The sequence below is a fragment of the Microbacterium sp. A93 genome, assembly GCF_051842835.1.
Genome location: NZ_JBPXMT010000008.1, coordinates 134,392 through 153,634, shown reverse-complemented (window position 1 = coordinate 153,634; position 19,243 = coordinate 134,392). Strand labels below are relative to the sequence as shown.

Genomic DNA, 19,243 nt, shown 5'->3' with positions numbered 1-19,243 from the left:
GACCACGACATCACGGCACCTGCTCCACGTGGGGCAGGTGCCGTGATGCTTATCCCTGGTACCTGTCGCCCAATGGTGGTCCCCTCAGACCCCGGCGTCCCCCGGAGTGGACACCGCACCAGTGTCGCCTGCGCCATTCCGCGTAGGCGGCGGGTGCCCGTAGGGGAGTGGTAGGTACCCGGCACGCGGACCACGTGGGGTATTCGAGTAGCCGCATACGGGTGTGGAACAGGTCACCCCAAACCTAGGCTCGGAGTGTCCGAACAGGCCACCACCCCCGGTGGCCCAGGTCGGGGACCAGCACTCTCATGGGCCGGTCCTCCGCCAGCAGAGGTGGGAGATTGACATGCCGTTCTACTTCAACGATGCGCGCCCTGATGGGGCCGGTCTCTGACCATGTCCCAGACCACTGACCGGGTGATCATCCCGCACCTCGGAACGGTCCCCACCACGCGCCGCTCCCGGCGGCGTTCCGGCGCCGTACCGTCCCATGGGTTCACCGGGGGCGGACATCAACCGGCCGCACGCAGCGGTTCGGTGGCGGCCACAGGGACCCGTCAGGCAGGACTACCCACCACCGCCGTGCGTTGGCGGAATCGGTACCTGCGCAACGTCCTGATGACAGACGTGGGCGTGGTCGGCCTGTCCGTGGCACTGGCCAGTCAGGTCTCCGCGGTGAGTTTCACAGACCCCACCCGCCCTCCGGCCGTGGTGGCTGCGGTCGTCGGATTGCTGTGGATCGGCATGCTCCAGGTGTTCCGCACCCGCTCGGCCCGCGGCATGGCAGTGGGGGCCACGGAATACAAGCGGATCCTGGACGCCACCGCCACCACGGCGGGGCTCTTCGCCATCGTCGCCCTGCTGGTGAACGGAACCGGCGGCCGCTACTTCCTGCTGATCGGCTTCCCCACCGGTCTGGCCGGCCTGCTGGCGAGCCGTTGGCTCTGGCGGGTCTGGCTGCACCGGCGCCGGGTCCACGGATTCGCCCTCTCTGACGTGGTGGTGGTGGGCCAGCCCGCCGACGTGCAGTACGTGCTCCGCCAAATCGAGAAGAAGTCCGGGGCCGCCTACCGGGCCGTGGGCGTGGTCCTGGACGGCTCCGTCACAGCAGAAGATGAGACGGCGGTCTCCACCGCCTCGCACCATGTCCCCAGCTTCGTGGGAACCCACCAGGTCCTCTCGGCCGTCAGCCGGCTGCGCGCCGACGCCGTGATTGTGGCGGGGCCGCTGCCCGGCGGGAACCAGACCATCCGGGATCTCGGCTGGTCCCTCGAGGAATCCCGCACCGAGATCATCCTGGTGTCCTCCCTGACCAACGTGGCCGGACCGCGGATCAGCGTGCGGCCCGTGGAGGGACTGCCGCTGATGCACGTGGAGCAGCCCACCTTCGACGGAGGGCGCCACCTCCTCAAGCGCACCATGGACATCATCGTCTCCGCGCTGACCCTGCTGGTGCTGCTGCCGCTCTTCGGGGTGCTGGCCGTGCTCATCCGGCGTGACTCGGAGGGTGGGGTGTTCTTCTCCCAGACCCGCACCGGCCGCCGCGGTGCCCCGTTCCAGATGCACAAGTTCCGCACCATGCGGGCCTCCGCCGAGCAGGAGAAGGCCGCGCTCGTGGCCGCCAACGAGGGCGCCGGGCCACTGTTCAAGCTCAAGGATGACCCCAGGGTCACCCGCATCGGGACGTTCCTGCGCCACCACTCCCTGGATGAGCTGCCCCAGTTCTGGAACGTGCTGAAGGGGGAGATGTCCCTGGTGGGTCCCCGGCCCCCACTGCCGGACGAGGTGGCTGGCTATGCCGGCCACGAGGGGCGCCGGCTCTTCATCAAGCCGGGCCTCACCGGCCTGTGGCAGATCAACGGCCGCTCCAATCTGGGGTGGGACGAAAGTGTCCGCCTCGATCTCTACTACGTCGAGAACTGGTCCGTCACAGGTGATCTTCAGATCATGTGGCGCACCTTCAAAGTCATGATCCAGCCCGAAGGAGCGTACTGATGAGTATCGCCGCTGATTCCACCGTCCATCCCGCGCTCCGCGTCGCCGTCATCGGCGCCGGTTATTGGGGTCCCAACCTGGCCCGCAACTTCGCCATGAGCACGGACTGGGACCTCGTGGCCATCTGTGACATGGACGCCGTGCGGGCGGAGGAGCTCTCCCGCAAGACCGGGAATCCGGCTGTGGTCACCTCGGTGGACGAGCTGCTGGCCCGCCATGACGTGGATGCGGTTGCCATCGCCACACCGGCCCGGACCCACCATGCGATCGCCCTGCAGGCGATCGCCGCAGGCAAGCACGTGGTGGTGGAGAAGCCGCTGGCGGACACCACTGAACGCGGACGCCAGATGGTGGCTGCCGCCCGCGAGGCCGGCACCGTCCTGATGGCGGACCACACCTACTGCTACACGCCGGCCGTGCTGAAGATCCGGGAACTCATCGAGGCCGGCGAGCTGGGGGAGATCCTCTACGTGGACTCCGTGCGCATCAACCTGGGTCTGGTCCAGCCGGATGTGGACGTGTTCTGGGACCTCGCCCCCCACGACCTGTCCATCCTGGACTTCATCCTGCCGGGTGGCCTGCAGCCGCTGGCCGTGTCCGCCCAAGGAGCCGACCCGCTGCGCTCGGGGAAGTCCTGCGTGGGCTACCTGGCCCTGCCCCTGGCCAACGGCGCCCTGGCCCATGTCCACGTCAACTGGCTCTCCCCGACCAAGATCCGGCAGATGGTGATCGGCGGGTCCAAGAAGACCCTCGTCTGGGACGACCTGAACCCGCAGCAGCGCCTGAGCATCTTCGACCGCGGTGTGGACCTGGGCCGTCAGGAACAGGTCCTCGAAGACGCCGCCTCCCGCAAGGGAGCGGCCGTCTCCTACCGGCTCGGCGACACCTGGTCCCCGGCACTGTCCGAGTTCGAGCCCCTCGGGCTGATGGTGTCCTCCTTCGCTGAGGCCATCCGCAGCAAGCAGCCGGCCCCCACGGACGGCAGCTCCGCCCTGCGGGTGCTCGCCGTCCTGGAGGCCGCCAGTGAATCACTTGCCGCCGGCGGCGCGAAGGTCCCCGTGGGCAACACCACCATCCCGTCCGAGAACACCGACCCCACCCGCACCTTGGAGGCCACCCGATGAGCACCGACCAGACCATCACCAACTCCGGTATCTCCTCCCTGCAGGGCGGGCGCTACCTCGTCACCGGTGGAGCCGGGACCATCGGCTCGGGGATCGTGGACCAGCTGGTGGCCGCCGGCGCCCAGCGCGTGACCGTGCTGGACAACCTGGTGCGCGGCCGCCGGTCCAACATCGCGGCCGCCCTGGACTCGGGCCGGGTGGAACTGGTGGAGGGCGACATCCTCGACCGTGACCTGGTCCGTGAGCTGGTGGACGGGCCAGACGGACTGGATGCTGTGTTCCACCAGGCCGCCATCCGGATCACCCAGTGCGCCGAGGACCCCCGGCTGGCCGTGGACGTCATGGTCAACGGAACCTTCAACGTGCTCGAGGCGGTGGCCGGCGTCGGGAAATCCGCCGCCTCCGAGGCCCGGGGAAACCGGACACCCAAGGTGGTGGCGGCTTCCAGCGCGTCCGTGTACGGCATGGCGGAGGCCTTCCCGACGACGGAACGGCACCATCCGTACAACAACGACACGATCTACGGCGCGGCCAAGACCTTCAACGAGGGCATGCTGGCCAGCTTCCGGGCCATGTACGGCCTCGACTACGTGATGTTGCGCTACTTCAACGTCTACGGGCCCAGGATGGACGTGCACGGCAAGTACACCGAGGTCCTGGTCCGCTGGATGGAGAGGATCGACGACGGCCTGCCGCCACTGATCTTCGGCGATGGCAGCCAGACCATGGACTTCGTGATCGCCGAGGACATCGCACGGGCCAACCTGCTGGCCGCCGCCAGCCCGGTCTCCGAAGGCGTCTACAACGTGGCTTCCGGTACCGAGACGTCCCTGCAGGAGCTCGCCGAGGCGCTGCTGCGGGTCATGGGCTCGGACCTGCCGATCGAGTACGGGCCCGAGCGGGCCGTGAACTCCGTGGTCCGCCGCCTGGCCGATACCTCCGCCGCCGCACGCGACCTCGGCTTCCACGCCACCATCGGACTCGACGAGGGCCTGCGCCAGCTCGTCGAGTGGTGGCGCCCCCTCCGCGATGAAGTGGCCGCCGGCCGCTCCCTCATCGCCGCCGCCCCGGCCACCACCTGACCTTGCCGAGAAGAGATCGAGACAACCGACCATGAGCAGAATCAGCGTGATGAAACCCTGGCTGGGCGCGGAAGAGGCCGAGGCGGTCTCCCAGGTCATCGCCACCGGATGGGTGGCCCAGGGGCCCCGGACGGTCGAGTTCGAGCGGGCCTTCAGCGCCGCGAACGGGGTGTCCCACGGGGTGGCCACCTCCTCCTGCACCACCGCCCTGCACCTGGCCCTGCTGGTGGCCGGCGTGCAGGCCGGCGATGATGTGATCGTCCCCTCCCTGTCCTTCATCGCCACGGCCAACGTGGTGACCTATGTGGGGGCCCGCCCCGTGTTCGCGGACGTGGATCTGGTGACCGGCAATGTGACGGCCGAGACCCTGGACGCCGTCCTGACGCCCCGGACCACGGCCGTGATCGCCGTGGACCAAGGGGGCATGCCGCTGGACCTGGAACCCATCCGAGAGCTCTGCGACCGCCACTCCCTGGCCTTGATCGAGGACGCCGCCTGCGGCGCCGGGTCCACGTATCGGGACCGGCCCGTGGGAACCGGCGCTGACGTCACGGCCTGGTCCTTCCATCCCCGCAAGCTGCTCACCACCGGCGAGGGCGGGATGCTCACCACGGACAACCCCGAGTGGGCGGCCCGCGCGCGCCGGCTCCGGGAGCACTCCATGGACGTCTCGGCCGCAGAACGGCATACCTCCGTCCTGCCGGTCCAGGAGGGCTACCCCGAGGTGGGCTACAACTACCGGATGACCGACCTGCAGGCCGCCATGGGCCTGGTCCAGTTGGGCAAGCTGCCGGAGATGGTCCGCCGTCGCCGGGCGCTCGCGGACGACTACCAGGCCGTCCTCGCCACCCTGCCGGGACTGCGCTACGCGGTGGACCCCGAGCACGGCACCTCCAACTTCCAGTCCTTCTGGGTGGAGGTCCTGCCGGACTTCCCGCTGAACCGCGAGGAGCTGCTCGAATGGCTGGCCACGGACGGGATCTCCGCCCGGCGCGGGATCATGGCCGCCCACCGGCAGGGGGCCTACTCGGGGCACTCGGGCCTGGTGCGTCCCCTGCCCATGACCGAACGGCTCACGGACCACACCCTGATCCTGCCGATCTTCCACACCATGACCGAGGACGAGCACCGGCGCGTGACGGACAGCCTGCGCGCAGCCGCCGAGTCCCCCCGCAACACGCGGGAACACCACGCGGCCACAGGGAGGGGATGACCATGACCCGGATCCTGCTCCTGGCGGCCAGCGGGCTGGCCCGGGAAACCCTGGCCTCCATCCGTTCCGCCGGCCCCGTGGGTCGTCACGCCGCAGCCGATGCAGCCGATGAGGTGGTGGGCTTCCTCGACGATGACATCTCGCTGCACGGCACCGCGGTGGCCGGGCTGCCCGTGCTCGGCGGTCTCGAGCTCGCAGCCGCCCGCCCCGAGCAGCTGTTGGTGTGCGCGGGCTCGGGCCGGGCACGCCAGGCGATCGTTGAGCGGCTGGCGGGACTCGGCGTGGACGCGGGACGATACACCACCCACATCCATCCCTCCGCGGTGATCGGTGACGGCTCGAGCCTGGGTCCGGGCTCCATCGTCCTGGCCGGCTCCGTGCTGACCTGTGACGTCACGCTGGGCCGCCACGTGGTCCTGATGCCCCGGACCGTGCTCACCCATGACGATGTCCTGGGGGACTACACGACCTGCGCGGCCGGCACCACCCTCGCCGGGCGCGTGAGCGTGGGGGAACGGGCCTATCTGGGCCAGCAGAGCTCCGTGCGCCAGGACCTGAACGTGGGAGCGGACGCCGTCCTCGGAATGGGCGCCGTGGTCCTGCACGACGTGCCGACCGGGCAGACCTGGGCCGGCACCCCCGCCGCACCGCTGCGCGGGACGGAACCGGCCGACGTCGGGCCGTCATCCGAGGGCGCCCTGACCCGCCTGATCGCCATGAAAGGTAGCCGAGCATGAGAGTCCTTGTGTGCCCCCACCAGCTGGGGATGGGTGGCAGTCAACTCAACGCCATCGAGATGGCCTCGGCCATCCGCAAATACGGCCACGACCCGGTGGTGTACTCCGCCCCGGGAGTGTTGACCGAGATCCTGCGGGACACGGACCTCGAGTGGGTCCAGGCACCGGCCCCGGATGCTCCCGCCCTGGCCTGGTCCCGCGGGCTGGCACAGACCGCCCGGGACCTGCGGGCGGACCTGCTGCACGTCTACGAGTGGCGCCCCAGCCTGCAGGCGGCCTTCAGCTCGGTGCGGCGCCTGCCCACCCTGATGTCCGTGATGGCCATGGACGTGCCGCCCTTCCTGCCCACCCACCTGCCGCTCGTGGTGGGCACCCCCGAGCTCCAACGCAGGATGCTCGCTCAGGGCCGTCACGCCCATTTGGTGGAGCCGCCGGTGGACCTCGGGCTGCACCAGTCCACGGGGGCGGCCGCCACGGCTGCGGCGCGGGAACGCTGGGGCATCCCCGACGGGGCCCTGGTGATCTCCGCGGTGACGATGCTGACCACCGCGCTGGAGAAGCTGCAGGGGGTCCTGGAGGCCATCCGCGTGGCGGACCGGATGGCGGCCACCCGGCCTGTCCGGCTGCTGATCGCCGGAGACGGCGAAGGCAGTGAGGCGGTGCAGCGCCGGGCTGCGGCCGTCAACGCCCACCACGGCTGGACCGTGGTGCAGCCCGTGGGGTTCCAGCTGGACACCTCCTCCGTCTACCAGGCCGCGGACATCGTGCTCGGCATGGGCTCCTCCGCACTGAAGGGCATGGCCCACGGCAAGCCGCTGGTGGTCCACGGCGAGGCCGGCTTCTGGAAGACCATGGATGAGGACTCCGCGCCCGAATTCCTCGACGCCGGCTGGTACGGCCGCGGGGGAGCAGGCATCGGCGATCTGGCCCGTTCGCTGGAACACCTGGCCGCAGACCCTGCCGTGCGTCGCCGCCTGGGTGCCTACGGACAACGCCTGGTGACCGGCCGCTACGGTCTGGACACCGCAGCCGAACAGCTGGCCTCCATCTACGTGGACACCGCCCTGGAACGTGTGGACCGCAGCACCATGGTCCGCTCCCTGGCCCGGTCCGCCGCAGGAAGCGCCAGATACTTCACCTCCATGCGCTTCGGGTCCGTGGTGGCCCGGGAGCAATGGGCCCGAGAAGGAGCCATCGCATGACACTCACCAAGATCAACGATTCGATCAGCGACCCAGCTGTGGACACCACCCCGATCCCCTTCGTGGATCTCGGGGCGCAGCAACGCGAGATCGATGAGGAGGTCCAGGCCGGCCTGCGCCGCGTCTTCGAGACCACCGCCTTCATCGGTGGACCGGATGTGCAGGCCTTCGAGAGCGAGTTCGCCTCGTTCGTCGAGGTCTCGGACTGTGTGGGCGTCGGCAACGGCACGGATGCTCTTGAGCTGGCTCTGCGGGCCGCGGGCGTGAGGGCCGGGGGAGAGGTCATCCTGCCGGCGAACACCTTCATCGCCACGGCCGAGGCGGTCAGCAGGATCGGTGCCGTCCCGGTCCTGGTGGACGTGGATCCGCAGTACCTGCTGATTGACCCGGAGGCCGCGGCCGCTGCCATCACCGAGAGGACGCAGGCCATCATGCCGGTCCACCTCTACGGTCAGACCGCCTTCGTGGAGCAGATCCGTCCGGAGGCCGATCGCGCCGGTGTGGTGATCATCGAGGACGCGGCCCAGTCCCAGGGTGCCTTCCGGCACGGCCGCATGGCCGGCAGCCTGGGCCTGGCCGCCGGGACCAGCTTCTATCCGGGCAAGAACCTCGGCGCGGCCGGGGACGCGGGTGCAGTGGTGACCAACGACGCCGGCCTGGCGGCTCGGGTGCGCGTGCTCGGCGAGCACGGCAGCCCGACGAAGTACCGGCACAGCACGGTGGGCATGAACTCTCGGCTGGACACCGTCCAGGCCGTTGTGCTGCGGGCCAAGCTGGCCCGGCTGGAGCAGTGGAACGGGCTGCGGCGAGCGGCTGCGGACCGCTATGCCGAGCTGCTGGGACCGCTGGCCGAGACCGGGGCTGTCTGGCTCCCGTCGGAAGCGGAGGGCAACTACCACGTGTGGCACCTGTACACGATCCAGGTGGACGACCGGGATCGGGTGCTGTCAGAGCTCCATGCGGCCGGGATCGGGGCCGGGGTGCACTACCCCGTGCCCGTACACCTGACCGGGGCCTACGAGCACCTGGGGCTGGAACGCGGTTCCTTCCCCGTGACCGAGGCCGCGGCAGACCGTCTGCTGTCCCTGCCGATCTTCCCGCACATCACGGCGGAGCAGCAGGATCGCGTGGTTGACGTACTCACGGGCCTGCTGACCGCCCCCGGACCCCAGGTCGCCCGGCGATGAGGATCATCGTGTGCCCGCACGATATGGGTATAGGCGGTAGCCAGCTCAACGCCCTGGACCTGGCGGCCGCGGTCAAGAACCGCGGCCACCAGGTCATGCTCTATGCCACATCTGGCCCGCTGATGGACCGTGCCCACGAGCTGGGCCTGGACTTGACCCTGTCCAACACGGGGCTGCGCCTCTCAGCGGGCTGGGCAACCGGCCTCATGCGGCTGGTGCGGTCGTGGCGGGCGGACCTCGTCCACACCTACGAATGGGCGCCGGCCATGGGCGCGTCCTTCGGTGCACACGGCCTGCTCGGGATTCCCCAGGTCATGACGGTGCTCTCCATGGAGGTCCCGCGGTTCCTACCGCGCCACCTGGACCTGATCGTCGGCACGCGCGAGCTCTGGTCCGCGGCCGACGCGCACCCCTACCGGCACCTGATGGAGCCGCCCATCGACACGGTGGCCAACGCGCCCACCGACCCCGGTCCCGCACGCCGGTCCTTCGGGATCGGCCCGGAAGAACTGGTGATCTCCGTGGTCGGCCGGATGACTGGAGACCTGGACAAGGCCGCCGGCGTCATGGCAGCCATTGCCTCCGTGGATCGTCTGGCGGGGAGGATGCCGGTCGTTCTGTTGGCCGTGGGCAGCGGACCGGAGTTCGTCCGGATCCAGGCGGCTGCCAAACGAGTCAATGCCCGCCACGGCCGTCGTGTGGTGCTCGTGCCGGGCAACCTTCAGGACCCGAACCCGGCCTATGCCGCGGCAGACGTGGTGCTGGGCATGGGGAGTTCGATGCTGCGCGGCATGGCCCACGCCAAGCCGGGCATCGTGCTCGGTGCGGATGGCTTCTGCGCGCCGGCCACCCCGCAGGCCATGGATACCTTCAGCTGGCAGGGTTTCTACGGTACCGGCGACGGTGGGGAGTACCCCCTGCTGCCGCTGCTGGAGGAGCTCGCCGCGGACCCCGCCGAGCGGCGCCGGCGGGGCGAGTGGTCCCGTCAGCTCGTGGAGGAGAATTACAGCCTTCGCCGTGCCGCTCTGCTGCTCGACAACATCTACGGCAATGCCCACGAGAGCCAAAGGGGACTCGGCCGCCGGACCGTCTCGCTCGCTCGGTCCGCCGCCGGACTGAGCTCATACGTGGCCGGCCAGTATCTGAACCCGGCGGCCGTGGCATGACCATCCGATCCGTACGTCCCATGGGCACCCGCCCGCGCCATGCTGCGGCGCGGGATGACGCCAGCGTGAATGGCGGCATCCGCCGAGGACTGGCTTGGAGCGGAATCAGCAGCCTCTTGCTACGGCTCGGGACTTTCGCCGTTGGCATCTTCCTGGCCCGGATGTTCACGCCGGAGCAGTTTGGACTGTTCGCCGTGGTGCTGACGGTGCAGACGGTCATGATGACCTTGGCCGACTTCGGGCTCAGCGCCGACCTGATCCGGTCCGCAGACCACCGCCACAAGGCACCCACCGTGGCAACTTTTGCCCTGGTGATTTCCGCCGTCCTCACCCTGTTGATGATGGGTGGGTCGCAGACCATCGCCGACCTGCTGGGAGCCTCGGAGGCCGGGCCGGTGCTGGCGGTCATGTCCGTCACGCTACTCATCGCCGGCATTGGTGTCGTACCGTATGCGGCGTTGCAGCGCGGCTTCCACCAGAAACAGGTGTTCCTGATCGCATTGGCCGACTTCGTGGTGGGCACCGTGTTGGTTGTGGTCCTTGTCATGGCCGGATGGGGCGTCATGGCGCTGGCCGTGTCCCGCGTCGTGGCCCAGTTCGTCGCTGTGGTCCTGCAGTTCATTCTCGCGGGAGAACGCCTCCGGTTCGGGATGGACCGGACCGTGGCGCGCGGGGCGATCGCCTTCGGGCTTCCGGTGGCCGGAGCGAACCTGCTGTCCTGGGCACTGCTGGGAGCGGACAAGGTTCTGGTGTCCGGGTTGGTCGGGGCCACGGCCTTGGGCTTCTACTTCCTGGCATTCAATATCTCCAACTGGCCGATGAGCGCGCTGGGCCAAGTGGTCCGTTCGGTCTCCCTGCCGGCCTTCTCCCGGGTGGCCGTCGGAGCGCGCGACCGTTCGCTGGCCACTGCCCTCGCACCCGTGTGGGCGGTGGCCGTGCTGGCCGGGCTCATGCTCGTCCTGCTGGCCGCGCCGACCATCGAGCTCGTCTACGGATCACGCTGGCTTGCCGCCGCCCCGCTGCTGATGCTGCTCGGCGGATTTGGCGCCCTCCGGACCGTTCTGGACCTGTCCACCTCCTACCTGCTGGCCCGCGGTGAATCGGCCCGCGTCTTCTGGCTCCAGATCGCCTGGATGATCCTGCTGCTGCCAGCGCTGGTGTGGGCCATCGGTCACATGGGCAGTCACGGCGCGGCCCTGGTCCAACTGGTCACGAGCATCGTGCTGCTCCTGTGCTATGCGCACACGCTGCACCGTGTCGGTGCGGATATCCGGGCGGCGTGGTCCGCTTTCTGGCCGCCGCTTGCCGCCGCCGTCCCGGCAGCCGCAACCACCTGGCTGGTCATCCAGCTGAGCGAACAGCCACTCGTGGACCTGTTCCTCGGTGGCGCGACCGGGGCGACGGTCTATGCCGCAACGATTTGGCACTGGATGTCCGCACGCCTTGCGGCCGCGCGGCAACTGGGGGCGGACGAACCGATCGACACCCCGTCGGACCACGGCCCAGGGGCGTGGTCCGCGCCCGGCGGGCCGTCCCCGGGACCACTGGAGGGCATGGCATGAGTCTCGAGATCGTCCTGAACCATCGGCGGCGCATCCCTCTGATGAGACCGCACGCGGACCACGCCACGTCGGCTGCGGGTGTGGCCGCCTCACAGGGCCGCGGGCGCCAGAGCACTGGATCGGAAACCGGTGCCACGGCCACCGTGGTCATTCTCTGCTACAACTACGGCCGGTTCCTGCCGGGAGCGGTGGCCAGCGCCACAGAGCAGGCCGGCGTTGATGTCGACGTGGTCATTGTGGACGACTGCTCCACCGATGACAGCGCCGAGGTCGCCTCCCGATTGGCCGCCGCCGATCCCCGGGTCCAGCTGATCCGTCATGAAGTGAACCGAGGGCCAGTGGAGGCCTTCAACCGGGGCCTCAAAGCAGCCACGGGGGAGTTCCTCGTACGTCTGGATGCCGACGACCTCCTGACAACCGGTTCCCTGGCGCGGGCCGTGCAGTTGGCGCAGGAGTTCCCCTCCGTGGGTCTCGTGTACGGGCACCCCATCCATTTCACTGACGGCCAGGCACTGCCGCCGGCCCGCGAGCAGGCCACCGCATGGACGCTGTGGCCCGGCGCGGACTGGGTGCAGGCCCGCTGCATGGACGCCCGCAACGTGATCACCTCTGCCGAAGTCGTCATGCGCAGCTCTGTGGTGGACCGCGTGGGCGGGCAGCGGGACCTCACCCACACGCACGACATGGAGATGTGGCTCCGGCTCGCGTCCTTCAGCGACGTCGGCTATGTCCACGGGGCCGACCAGGCCTGGCACCGGGACCACCCCGCCAGCTTGTCCGCCCGGAAGGTGGACGTTGTTGTCGACCTGGAGGAGCGTCGGTTGGCCTTTGACACCCTGTTCTCCGGCCCGGTCGGAGACCTGGAATGGACGCGCTCGGCCCGCGACCGGGTCCGCCGGGCCTTGGACCGAGAAGTCCTGGACCTGCTCGAGCACGAGGTGGACGTGGACGGGGGCCGGTCGCCACTGTTCGGGCGACTGCGGGAACTAGACCTGGAACCGACCCGGGTGAACCTCGTGCGCCGGGACAAGATCCTCCGGCGGGCACAAGACGCCCGAGGGCCGGTGGACAAATCCGCCTCACTGGCCCGCCGCATTCGGGGACGGTTCAAGAACAACGCCGCCTGGCGGAACTGGCATAGAAACGGAGAGTTCTGAGATGTCGATGACCAGCAAGGTGTTGGCCGTGGCCGGCCGGATCAGGCGTGTTGGCTGGAGCGGCGCCATGCGGGACCTGACCCGGCGCGGAGTCGAGCGCCTCGGCGAGGCCCGCGCCTGGGATGAACCGTCCCTGCCGTTACGATCGGAGGACGTCCGTGCCGGGGCCGCCTTGCCGCCGATACCGGGGCGCGACCGGGGCCGGTTGCGGATCGGATGGGTGTGCTTCCCGCCCAGCGCCGGCTCTGGCGGCCACACGACACTGTTCCGGATGGTGCAGGCGATGGCGGACCGCGGGCACGACTGCACCCTTGTGCTCTACGATCGCAATGGTGACGACGTGTCCCGCCACGAGCCGGTCATCCGCCGCGCCTGGCCGGGGCTGACGGCGAGGGTGGCCAGCGCGGCCGACGGGTTCGGTGGCTATGACGCCGTGGTGGCCAGCAGCTGGCCCACGGCCCAGGTCGTGGCCGCCCGGAACACCACAGCGGTGCCCTTCTATTTCATCCAGGACTACGAACCGTTCTTCTACCCCCGGGGTTATCTCTACGGGCTGGCCGAGTCGACGTACTCCGCTGGGCTCCAGAACATCGCCCTCGGCGGGATGGTCGCAACGGAGTTGGCACGGCAGGTGGGGGTGGTCCCCGACCTGGTTGTCCCCTTCGGCTGCGACACCGAGACCTACCGTCTGCTCCCCGCACCAGCGGGACAGTCGGCACCGCGCCGGGGGGTGGTCTACTACGCCAAGAGGACCGTCGACCGCCGCGGGTATCTCTTGGCCAAGGCCGCACTGGAGCGCTTCCACGAGCTGTGCCCCGACCAGCCGGTCCACGTCGTCGGCGATACCGTGCACGGCTGGACTATCCCCGTGGTCCAGCACGGCTCAGTCCCCCCGGATCAGCTCAACGTGCTCTATAACCGGACCATAGCGGGCCTGGCGATGTCCTTCACCAACGTGTCCCTCGTGCCCGGTGAACTGTTGGCCTCAGGGAACGTTCCCGTCCTCAACGACGCGGCTGGCCCCCGGCTGGACCTGGACTCGCTGCACGCCGTGTGGGCCCCGGGCACCCCGGATGGGCTCGCAGCGGCACTGGCCGACGTCGTCGGGGTCAGCGACGTCGCCGCCGCCGAGCGTGCCCAGAGGATCGCGGCGGCCCCTCGGCCGTCCTGGGCGGCAACCCAGGCCATGACAGCCGATTTCATCGAGGCCCGGGTCCGGAGGGGAACCGTGTCCCGGGACCGCCGTGCAGGAAGCGCGTCCTACACCTCACCCTGGACCAGTCCGCCCACCACCTCGAACGCTCCGCACCTCATCTCGCACATCGCCGCGGAGGATGAACACCCATGACCGCACTCGCCATTCTGACTCCCTCGTACCGACCCGACCTGCCGGGATTCCGCAGGCTCCATGAATCGGTCCTGCGCTTCACCGAGGAGGACGTCGTGCACCACGTGATCGTCCCCGGTCTCGACGCGGAACTGTTCCGGTCCATCGACTCACCCCGGCTGCGGGTATGGACTTACCAGCAGGCCATTCCCCAAGGGCTGATCGCCACCGACCGCACAGCGGCCCGCATGAGCAGGATCCCTGGACTGCCATCGTCGCTGAACTGCGCCGCCCTGAGCTGGCGTCGACCGTGGAAGCCCGTCCGTGGCTGGGTCCTGCAGCAGATCGTCAAGATGGGCATGGCGCACCACGTCGAAGCGGACATCTTCGTGAACATCGACTCCGATGTGGTCCTGGTGCGGCCCCTCACGGCCGCATCCTGCCGCCGGGCCGGTGCCATCCGCCTCTACACGGCGGAGGACGCAGTGCCCCGGACCATGAAACGCCACTACCGGTGGCACCAGACGGCCCACCAACTGCTGGGGCTGCCCTGGCAGGGCCAACACAGCTACCCGGACCACGTGGCGGGGATCGTCTCCTGGGACGGCGAGCTGTTGCGCCAGTGTCTGGCCCGCGTCGAGGAGGTTGCGGGAATGCCCTGGGCCGCGGCCGTGGCGGACCACCTGCACTTCAGCGAGGACATCCTGTACGGAACCTTCGTCCGCCACTTCGGCTCCGATCTGGACCGTAGCTTCCAACGTGGCACCACCCGGTGCCACAGCTACTGGTCACCGACCCCGATGGGACCGGAGGAGGCCGAGGAATTCATCGGTGCGTTCGGAAATGAGCACATCGCCGTGCACATCCAGTCGAACTCGGACACCGACGACGCGGTGGTCAACGAGGTCCTGGACCGCCTTCAGAAGCACGCGCTCCGATGACCGCCCGCATGGCCGTCACCTCGGCACCCACCTCGGTGCCCGGCCCGACGCTCCAGGATCTCCGTCGGTCACCCGGCGTGCCCGTCCTGCTGCGCCTGCAGCTGTTCACCCTGGTGGCCTGCCCCTCCTACCTGGTGCTGGTCCCTGCCGGGGCCTCGGGCGCAGTGCCGCAACTGTTGGCACTGGCCGTCCTGGGGATGTGGGTGACCGCCGCACTGTTCGGCCGGTTCGACGCCTGGCAGTTCCGGCACCCGGGCCGGGTGGCCATGTTGGTCTGGGTGGTTGCAGCGTGCCTGAGCTACGCCGCACTCTTCGCCGGCCTCAGTGGGGCCTCCACCGTCGCAGACCGGTCGGCCGCCGACCGTTGGATGCTGCTCGTCTTGGCCGGGGTGGGGATCACTCTCGCGGTGACCCAGTGCCTGCTCACCAAGGAGGACGTCCGCCGGGCCGTGGGGTGGCTCCTGGCTGGCGCTTCCGTATGCGGGATCGTCGCCACGATCCAGTTCACGACCCTGGCCAATCCGGTGGAGACACTTGAACCCTTCATGGCCGGCTTCGAGGACAACGGGTCCGGCACCCCGTTCATGGAACGGGGCGCCTTCCCTCGGGTGGCCGGCACCACCATGCACCCCATCGAGCTCGGGATCGTGTCATCCATGCTGCTGCCCCTCTCCGTGTGGTGGGCCTTGTTCTCCACCCAGTCCAGGAGGTGGCTGCGGTGGACCCCGACAATGCTGCTGCTGTTCAGCAGCGTGTTCACCGTCTCTCGCTCGGCCATGATCGGGCTGGTGGTAGCGGCGATCGTGATGATCCCCTACCTGCCGGTCCTGGCCCGACGGTGGGCGCTGGTCATCGCCCCAGTCTTCGTGGTGGGGCTGTTCGTGGCGATCCCCGGCATGGTTTCGACACTCCTCGGTGCGGCCACGGCGGGCAACGCCGACCCGTCGATCTCGGCGAGGACCGATGACTACCCATTGGCCTGGACCGTTCTGGTGCAACGGCCATGGCTGGGACACGGACCCGGGACGTGGATGCCAAGGAGCGCTTTCGACATCTTCGACAACCAGTACCTGTTCTCGGCCGTCACCATGGGCGTGGTCGGACTCCTGGCCCTGCTCGTCTACCTTCTCGTGCCCGCGTTCACCTCACTACTGGCCGCCCGGCACGCCAAGGACCCGGAGCTTCGGTTGCTGGCCGCCAGCTGCGCTGCCGCGATGTTCGTGGCCGTGGTGGCCTCCGGCACCTTCGACTCCTTCTCGTTCCAGACGTTCGCCCTGTTGGTGCCCTTCTTTGTGGGGCTGGGCGGAACCTCATGGCTGCTCATCAAGCAAACGGTCTCACCGAAGACCGGACCAGCACCGGCCCGACCGGTCCCGGCCGACTCACAGACCGACTCACAGACCGACTCACAGACCAACTCACAGACACAGGGGTAGACGATGGATCCGCTTTCAGTACTCAAGACGATGTGGCGCTACAAGTGGGTCTCCGTTCCCATGGTCCTCGTGACCGTCCTGGCTTGCGCCTACGGCCTGCTCTGGGCCCCCGGGACCTATGAGTCCAAGGCCACCTTCGCGCTGGCCATGCCTAAAGTCCCCACGGACCTGGAGATCGAGGCAGATCCGGACCTGGCCGACGTCAACCAAGACAATCCCTATCTGCGGTGGCGGGACACGTCACTGCTGGCCCAGGTGGTGATTGCCCGGGTCCACTCCGTCGAGGTCGCCGACCGCCTCGAAGCGGAGGGGCTGGACGCGGACTACGACCTGGTCCCCCCGGACGGCACGGGTTCCGGGATGATGAACCTGACCGTGACGGCCGAGAGTCCCGAAACCGCCTCGATGGCCGCGGTCATCCTCAGCGAGGAATTCGATCGGATCATGAACGACGTGCAGAAGATCAACGGCGCAGATGACTCGTACCTGATCGAATCCATCCCGGTGAGCGGTCCCACCCCGCCGGAAGAGGTATTCTCCAGCCGACTGAGGTCCACGGCCGTCCTCGGGGCCGGCGGCGTCGTGCTGCTGCTGGGCGCGGTATCCCTGGCCCAGTCGATCGACCGGGTCCGGCGCCGGTCCCAGCCCTCCAAGGGGACACAGCGGGGGGACGCCCGTTCGGCGGCGCACGCCGGAACGCTGGACAACAACGGCACGCCGTCCAGCCAAGGAAGCGTCACGGCGAAGCAACCGCTCCCGATCCACGGCCCCGCTGACTTTGAGGTGGGGGCGGACGGTGACGGGCGAGGCGTTCGTGCCACAGACGTGAACCGCGCGTCTGTGGGTGCCAACGCTGACGCTGCCCCGCTGGTCGGAGCCGACCAGGGTGCCCAGGATGCGCGTCGCGTTCACGCCTCGGCGAACCGCTGAGTCGCGGGCCGGCCGTCGGGCAGCTGTGGCCGGCCTTCTCGGGGCCGTCCTGCTGGCGACCGCGGGCTGCGTTCCGGCCGGCCAGCCAGCGGCCGACACGCCGTCCACCGGCCGGCCGGGAGTTCTTCAGGCACCGGAGGACCCCGGGGCCGCCGAGCCGACCGGCTGGTCCCTCCGGGCACCTGACGGCGGCGCGGACTACTACGGGCGCTTCCGGGACGGCCTGCCGGCCAGCGAGGAGTTCTTCCCGATGGGCCTGTGGATCGGCTCTGTCGTGGAGCCATCTCAGGCCGCGCATGAGCTGGACCTGGGTCTGAACCTCTACGTCGACCTCACGCCGGATTCGCGGCTGGACTTCCTGGCCGAAGGGGAACAGTTCGCCCTGACCTCTTGGGCCGACCCCAGGTCACGAGGGTCGGTGCTGGGTGACGAGGTGGACATGTGGGCTGGTCCGGGGACCGGCGACTGGACCGGAAACTTCCCCGGGCAGGGTGAGATCTGTGCCGATCCCGATGTCGGGTGCGGGCACACCGTGCAGGAACGGTTGCATGCGACCGTTGACTCGGACCGGTTAACCTACGCGAACTACGGCAAGGGTGTCACCTTTTGGAATACCGACGCCGAGGCCTCCCGGTTTGTCAGCGGACCCCAGGACGTGGTTTCCGTTGACAACTATTGGTTCACCGACCCATACATCTGCGGGCCCACCGAGGGCGGACTGCTGCTGGACGAAGCGCGTGAGCTGACCGAGGAGGAATGCCGGCTACCGGCGAACTACGGGTGGACGATCGATCGGGTCCGGTCCCTGATCGAGCCGTCCGGGGCCATGCCCGTCTGGGCCTTCATGGAGGTCGGCCAGCCCTTCGATGTTGGCACGGAGGACCCGCCCACGATGCCCGAGATCCGTGCTGGGATCTGGAGCAGCCTCGTGCACGGCGCCCGCGGCGTCGTGTACTTCGGCCACAGCTTCGCTGGCCCCTGCCCCACGTTCCACGTGCTGCGGGACTGTGGTCCAGACCTGGCCGCGGGCATCACTGCGATCAACCAGGAGGTGGCCGGGTTGGCACCGGTGCTCAATGCTCCGTGGCTGGACGACGCACTCGAGATCTCCGGGGCGGCGGACGCTGCGGTCAAAGTCCATGACGGAGACCTCTATGTGCTCAGCACCGCCTCGGCCACCCGCCCCGGCCGCATCGATTTCCGCCTCGACTGTGCGCGGGATGGTGACGCGGAGGTGCTGGGGGAAGGCCGGACCGTCCCCGTCAGTGGCGGGGCGTTCACGGATGACTTCGAGGCCTCCACCTCGGTGCACCTGTACCGGCTGGAGGGCAACGACTGCGGTCTCTGAGCGAGGCGGTGCGGCCCTTCAGCCTGAAGCCCGGTTCAGAAGGTGTAGGTGGTTTCGGGTTCGGCGGGGTCTCGCTGTTGGGGCATGGACGGTTGACGGACCTCATTGCCCGGGTGTTCCACTGCTGGGTTCCTGATGGCGCCGATATCGGCTGGACCGGGCCGGGACGTTGATCAGTTTGGCGCGGAAGGTCGCACTCTCGGCCTTGGCGAAGGTCCCGCCGGCAAGGGTTCCCCCGGCCCGGGTGAGGTTGAGGGCCATCACTGCGGCGTCCACGGTGGTGAAGAACGCCCGGCGGGTGTCGAATGGGGTCGGCTGCTCCAGGTCCTTGGGGCTCAGCTCGTGGATGCGGCGGGCCACCAGCCGTCCGGTGATGCGCTCGCCCTTCTGTCGGGACCTGGAGGCGGGGAAGGGCACCTCGCCAACCTCGGCATCCGAGAGCCAGATGCTGGACTCCACATCGAAGACGGCATTGGTGTACTTGACCGTCTCCCACGCGTTGTCGCCAACGATGGCGATGGCGGCCTCGCCGGCCGGGTCCATCCGAACCGTGAGGGAGACCTTGGCTCCGGCATTCGCCCCGAAGTACCCCGGCAGCCGTAGATGTTCGCTGACCAGCCTGACCAGCCTGACCAGCCTGACCAGCACGGTCTCGGCCGCCAGGGCCATGGCCGGGACCAGCCCGGTCGCCGCCACGAGATCCGGACCACCGAAGGCGCTGGAGACCGCCGACCGGGTATGGAGAACCTGCATCTACGGTGTGCCCCTCTGGCAGCGGAGATGATGTTCTCGACAAACATCGTTTTCCCTGATCAGACGGCATCTCCCGGTTAGCC

The 19,243-nt window shown here is 69.0% G+C and carries 16 protein-coding genes; 15 read left to right on the top strand and 1 reads right to left on the bottom strand.

The window, feature by feature from the left end:
* The first annotated feature begins 396 nt into the window (after positions 1–396).
* From ACSU1G_RS20120 to ACSU1G_RS20050, 15 genes are read left to right on the top strand one after another with little or no spacing between them, the layout of a single operon-like run.
* Entirely contained in the window at positions 397–1,995 is a 1,599-nt protein-coding gene (locus ACSU1G_RS20120; protein ID WP_439281773.1) for a sugar transferase, read from the top strand.
* Positions 1,995–3,119, top strand: coding sequence for a Gfo/Idh/MocA family protein (locus tag ACSU1G_RS20115; protein ID WP_439281772.1), 1,125 nt, complete (start codon positions 1,995–1,997; stop codon positions 3,117–3,119). Before ACSU1G_RS20120 ends, ACSU1G_RS20115 begins: the two co-directional genes overlap by 1 nt.
* 29 nt (positions 3,120–3,148) lie before the next feature.
* Positions 3,149–4,201 (top strand): SDR family NAD(P)-dependent oxidoreductase, encoded by a 1,053-nt coding sequence (locus tag ACSU1G_RS20110; protein WP_439281997.1) that lies wholly within the window; start codon positions 3,149–3,151, stop codon positions 4,199–4,201.
* A 31-nt stretch (positions 4,202–4,232) separates the two neighbouring features.
* Complete coding sequence (locus ACSU1G_RS20105; protein WP_439281771.1) at positions 4,233–5,414, top strand: DegT/DnrJ/EryC1/StrS family aminotransferase; 1,182 nt, start codon at positions 4,233–4,235, stop codon at positions 5,412–5,414.
* Complete coding sequence (locus ACSU1G_RS20100; protein WP_439281770.1) at positions 5,411–6,151, top strand: acetyltransferase; 741 nt, start codon at positions 5,411–5,413, stop codon at positions 6,149–6,151. The genes ACSU1G_RS20105 and ACSU1G_RS20100 overlap by 4 nt, the downstream gene beginning before the upstream one ends.
* On the top strand, positions 6,148–7,353 hold the full coding sequence (locus tag ACSU1G_RS20095) for a glycosyltransferase family 4 protein (RefSeq protein ID WP_439281769.1): 1,206 nt from the start codon (positions 6,148–6,150) through the stop codon (positions 7,351–7,353). Before ACSU1G_RS20100 ends, ACSU1G_RS20095 begins: the two co-directional genes overlap by 4 nt.
* Complete coding sequence (locus tag ACSU1G_RS20090) at positions 7,350–8,540, top strand: DegT/DnrJ/EryC1/StrS family aminotransferase (protein WP_439281768.1); 1,191 nt, start codon at positions 7,350–7,352, stop codon at positions 8,538–8,540. The genes ACSU1G_RS20095 and ACSU1G_RS20090 overlap by 4 nt, the downstream gene beginning before the upstream one ends.
* Positions 8,537–9,706 carry a glycosyltransferase gene (locus ACSU1G_RS20085; protein ID WP_439281767.1) on the top strand — a complete coding sequence of 390 codons (1,170 nt, stop codon included), beginning with the start codon at positions 8,537–8,539 and terminating at the stop codon, positions 9,704–9,706. The genes ACSU1G_RS20090 and ACSU1G_RS20085 overlap by 4 nt, the downstream gene beginning before the upstream one ends.
* The gene (locus ACSU1G_RS20080) at positions 9,703–11,268 is read left to right on the top strand and encodes an oligosaccharide flippase family protein (RefSeq protein WP_439281766.1); all 1,566 of its coding nucleotides are present in this window, start codon (positions 9,703–9,705) and stop codon (positions 11,266–11,268) included. The genes ACSU1G_RS20085 and ACSU1G_RS20080 overlap by 4 nt, the downstream gene beginning before the upstream one ends.
* On the top strand, positions 11,265–12,425 hold the full coding sequence (locus tag ACSU1G_RS20075; RefSeq protein ID WP_439281765.1) for a glycosyltransferase family 2 protein: 1,161 nt from the start codon (positions 11,265–11,267) through the stop codon (positions 12,423–12,425). The genes ACSU1G_RS20080 and ACSU1G_RS20075 overlap by 4 nt, the downstream gene beginning before the upstream one ends.
* 1 nt (position 12,426) lies before the next feature.
* The gene (locus ACSU1G_RS20070; protein WP_439281764.1) at positions 12,427–13,773 is read left to right on the top strand and encodes a glycosyltransferase family 1 protein; all 1,347 of its coding nucleotides are present in this window, start codon (positions 12,427–12,429) and stop codon (positions 13,771–13,773) included.
* Positions 13,770–14,693 carry a DUF6492 family protein gene (locus ACSU1G_RS20065; protein ID WP_439281763.1) on the top strand — a complete coding sequence of 308 codons (924 nt, stop codon included), beginning with the start codon at positions 13,770–13,772 and terminating at the stop codon, positions 14,691–14,693. The genes ACSU1G_RS20070 and ACSU1G_RS20065 overlap by 4 nt, the downstream gene beginning before the upstream one ends.
* Entirely contained in the window at positions 14,690–16,129 is a 1,440-nt protein-coding gene (locus tag ACSU1G_RS20060; protein WP_439281762.1) for an O-antigen ligase family protein, read from the top strand. The genes ACSU1G_RS20065 and ACSU1G_RS20060 overlap by 4 nt, the downstream gene beginning before the upstream one ends.
* A gap of 3 nt (positions 16,130–16,132) precedes the next feature.
* A complete protein-coding gene (locus tag ACSU1G_RS20055; protein ID WP_439281761.1) occupies positions 16,133–17,059 on the top strand; it encodes a hypothetical protein in 927 nt (308 codons plus the stop codon).
* Positions 17,025–18,407, top strand: coding sequence for a hypothetical protein (locus tag ACSU1G_RS20050; protein ID WP_439281760.1), 1,383 nt, complete (start codon positions 17,025–17,027; stop codon positions 18,405–18,407). The genes ACSU1G_RS20055 and ACSU1G_RS20050 overlap by 35 nt, the downstream gene beginning before the upstream one ends.
* Before the next feature lie 102 nt (positions 18,408–18,509).
* Here ACSU1G_RS20050 and ACSU1G_RS20045 read toward each other — a convergent pair whose 3' ends face one another.
* On the bottom strand, positions 18,510–19,160 hold the full coding sequence (locus ACSU1G_RS20045) for a hypothetical protein (RefSeq protein WP_439281759.1): 651 nt from the start codon (positions 19,158–19,160) through the stop codon (positions 18,510–18,512).
* Positions 19,161–19,243 lie beyond the last annotated feature (83 nt).

Excerpts from the sequence above, each read along its gene's own strand:
- ACSU1G_RS20090 (WP_439281768.1), top strand. The coding sequence starts at position 7,350 with ATGACACTCACCAAGATCAACGATTCGATCAGCGACCCAGCTGTGGAC.
- ACSU1G_RS20105 (WP_439281771.1), top strand. The coding sequence starts at position 4,233 with ATGAGCAGAATCAGCGTGATGAAACCCTGGCTGGGCGCGGAAGAGGCC.
- ACSU1G_RS20120 (WP_439281773.1), top strand. The coding sequence starts at position 397 with ATGTCCCAGACCACTGACCGGGTGATCATCCCGCACCTCGGAACGGTC.
- ACSU1G_RS20050 (WP_439281760.1), top strand. The coding sequence starts at position 17,025 with ATGCGCGTCGCGTTCACGCCTCGGCGAACCGCTGAGTCGCGGGCCGGC.
- ACSU1G_RS20100 (WP_439281770.1), top strand. The coding sequence starts at position 5,411 with ATGACCATGACCCGGATCCTGCTCCTGGCGGCCAGCGGGCTGGCCCGG.
- ACSU1G_RS20065 (WP_439281763.1), top strand. The coding sequence starts at position 13,770 with ATGACCGCACTCGCCATTCTGACTCCCTCGTACCGACCCGACCTGCCG.
- ACSU1G_RS20070 (WP_439281764.1), top strand. The coding sequence starts at position 12,427 with ATGTCGATGACCAGCAAGGTGTTGGCCGTGGCCGGCCGGATCAGGCGT.
- ACSU1G_RS20095 (WP_439281769.1), top strand. The coding sequence starts at position 6,148 with ATGAGAGTCCTTGTGTGCCCCCACCAGCTGGGGATGGGTGGCAGTCAA.
- ACSU1G_RS20080 (WP_439281766.1), top strand. The coding sequence starts at position 9,703 with ATGACCATCCGATCCGTACGTCCCATGGGCACCCGCCCGCGCCATGCT.
- ACSU1G_RS20085 (WP_439281767.1), top strand. The coding sequence starts at position 8,537 with ATGAGGATCATCGTGTGCCCGCACGATATGGGTATAGGCGGTAGCCAG.
- ACSU1G_RS20075 (WP_439281765.1), top strand. The coding sequence starts at position 11,265 with ATGAGTCTCGAGATCGTCCTGAACCATCGGCGGCGCATCCCTCTGATG.
- ACSU1G_RS20060 (WP_439281762.1), top strand. The coding sequence starts at position 14,690 with ATGACCGCCCGCATGGCCGTCACCTCGGCACCCACCTCGGTGCCCGGC.
- ACSU1G_RS20045 (WP_439281759.1), bottom strand. The coding sequence starts at position 19,160 with ATGCAGGTTCTCCATACCCGGTCGGCGGTCTCCAGCGCCTTCGGTGGT.
- ACSU1G_RS20055 (WP_439281761.1), top strand. The coding sequence starts at position 16,133 with ATGGATCCGCTTTCAGTACTCAAGACGATGTGGCGCTACAAGTGGGTC.
- ACSU1G_RS20115 (WP_439281772.1), top strand. The coding sequence starts at position 1,995 with ATGAGTATCGCCGCTGATTCCACCGTCCATCCCGCGCTCCGCGTCGCC.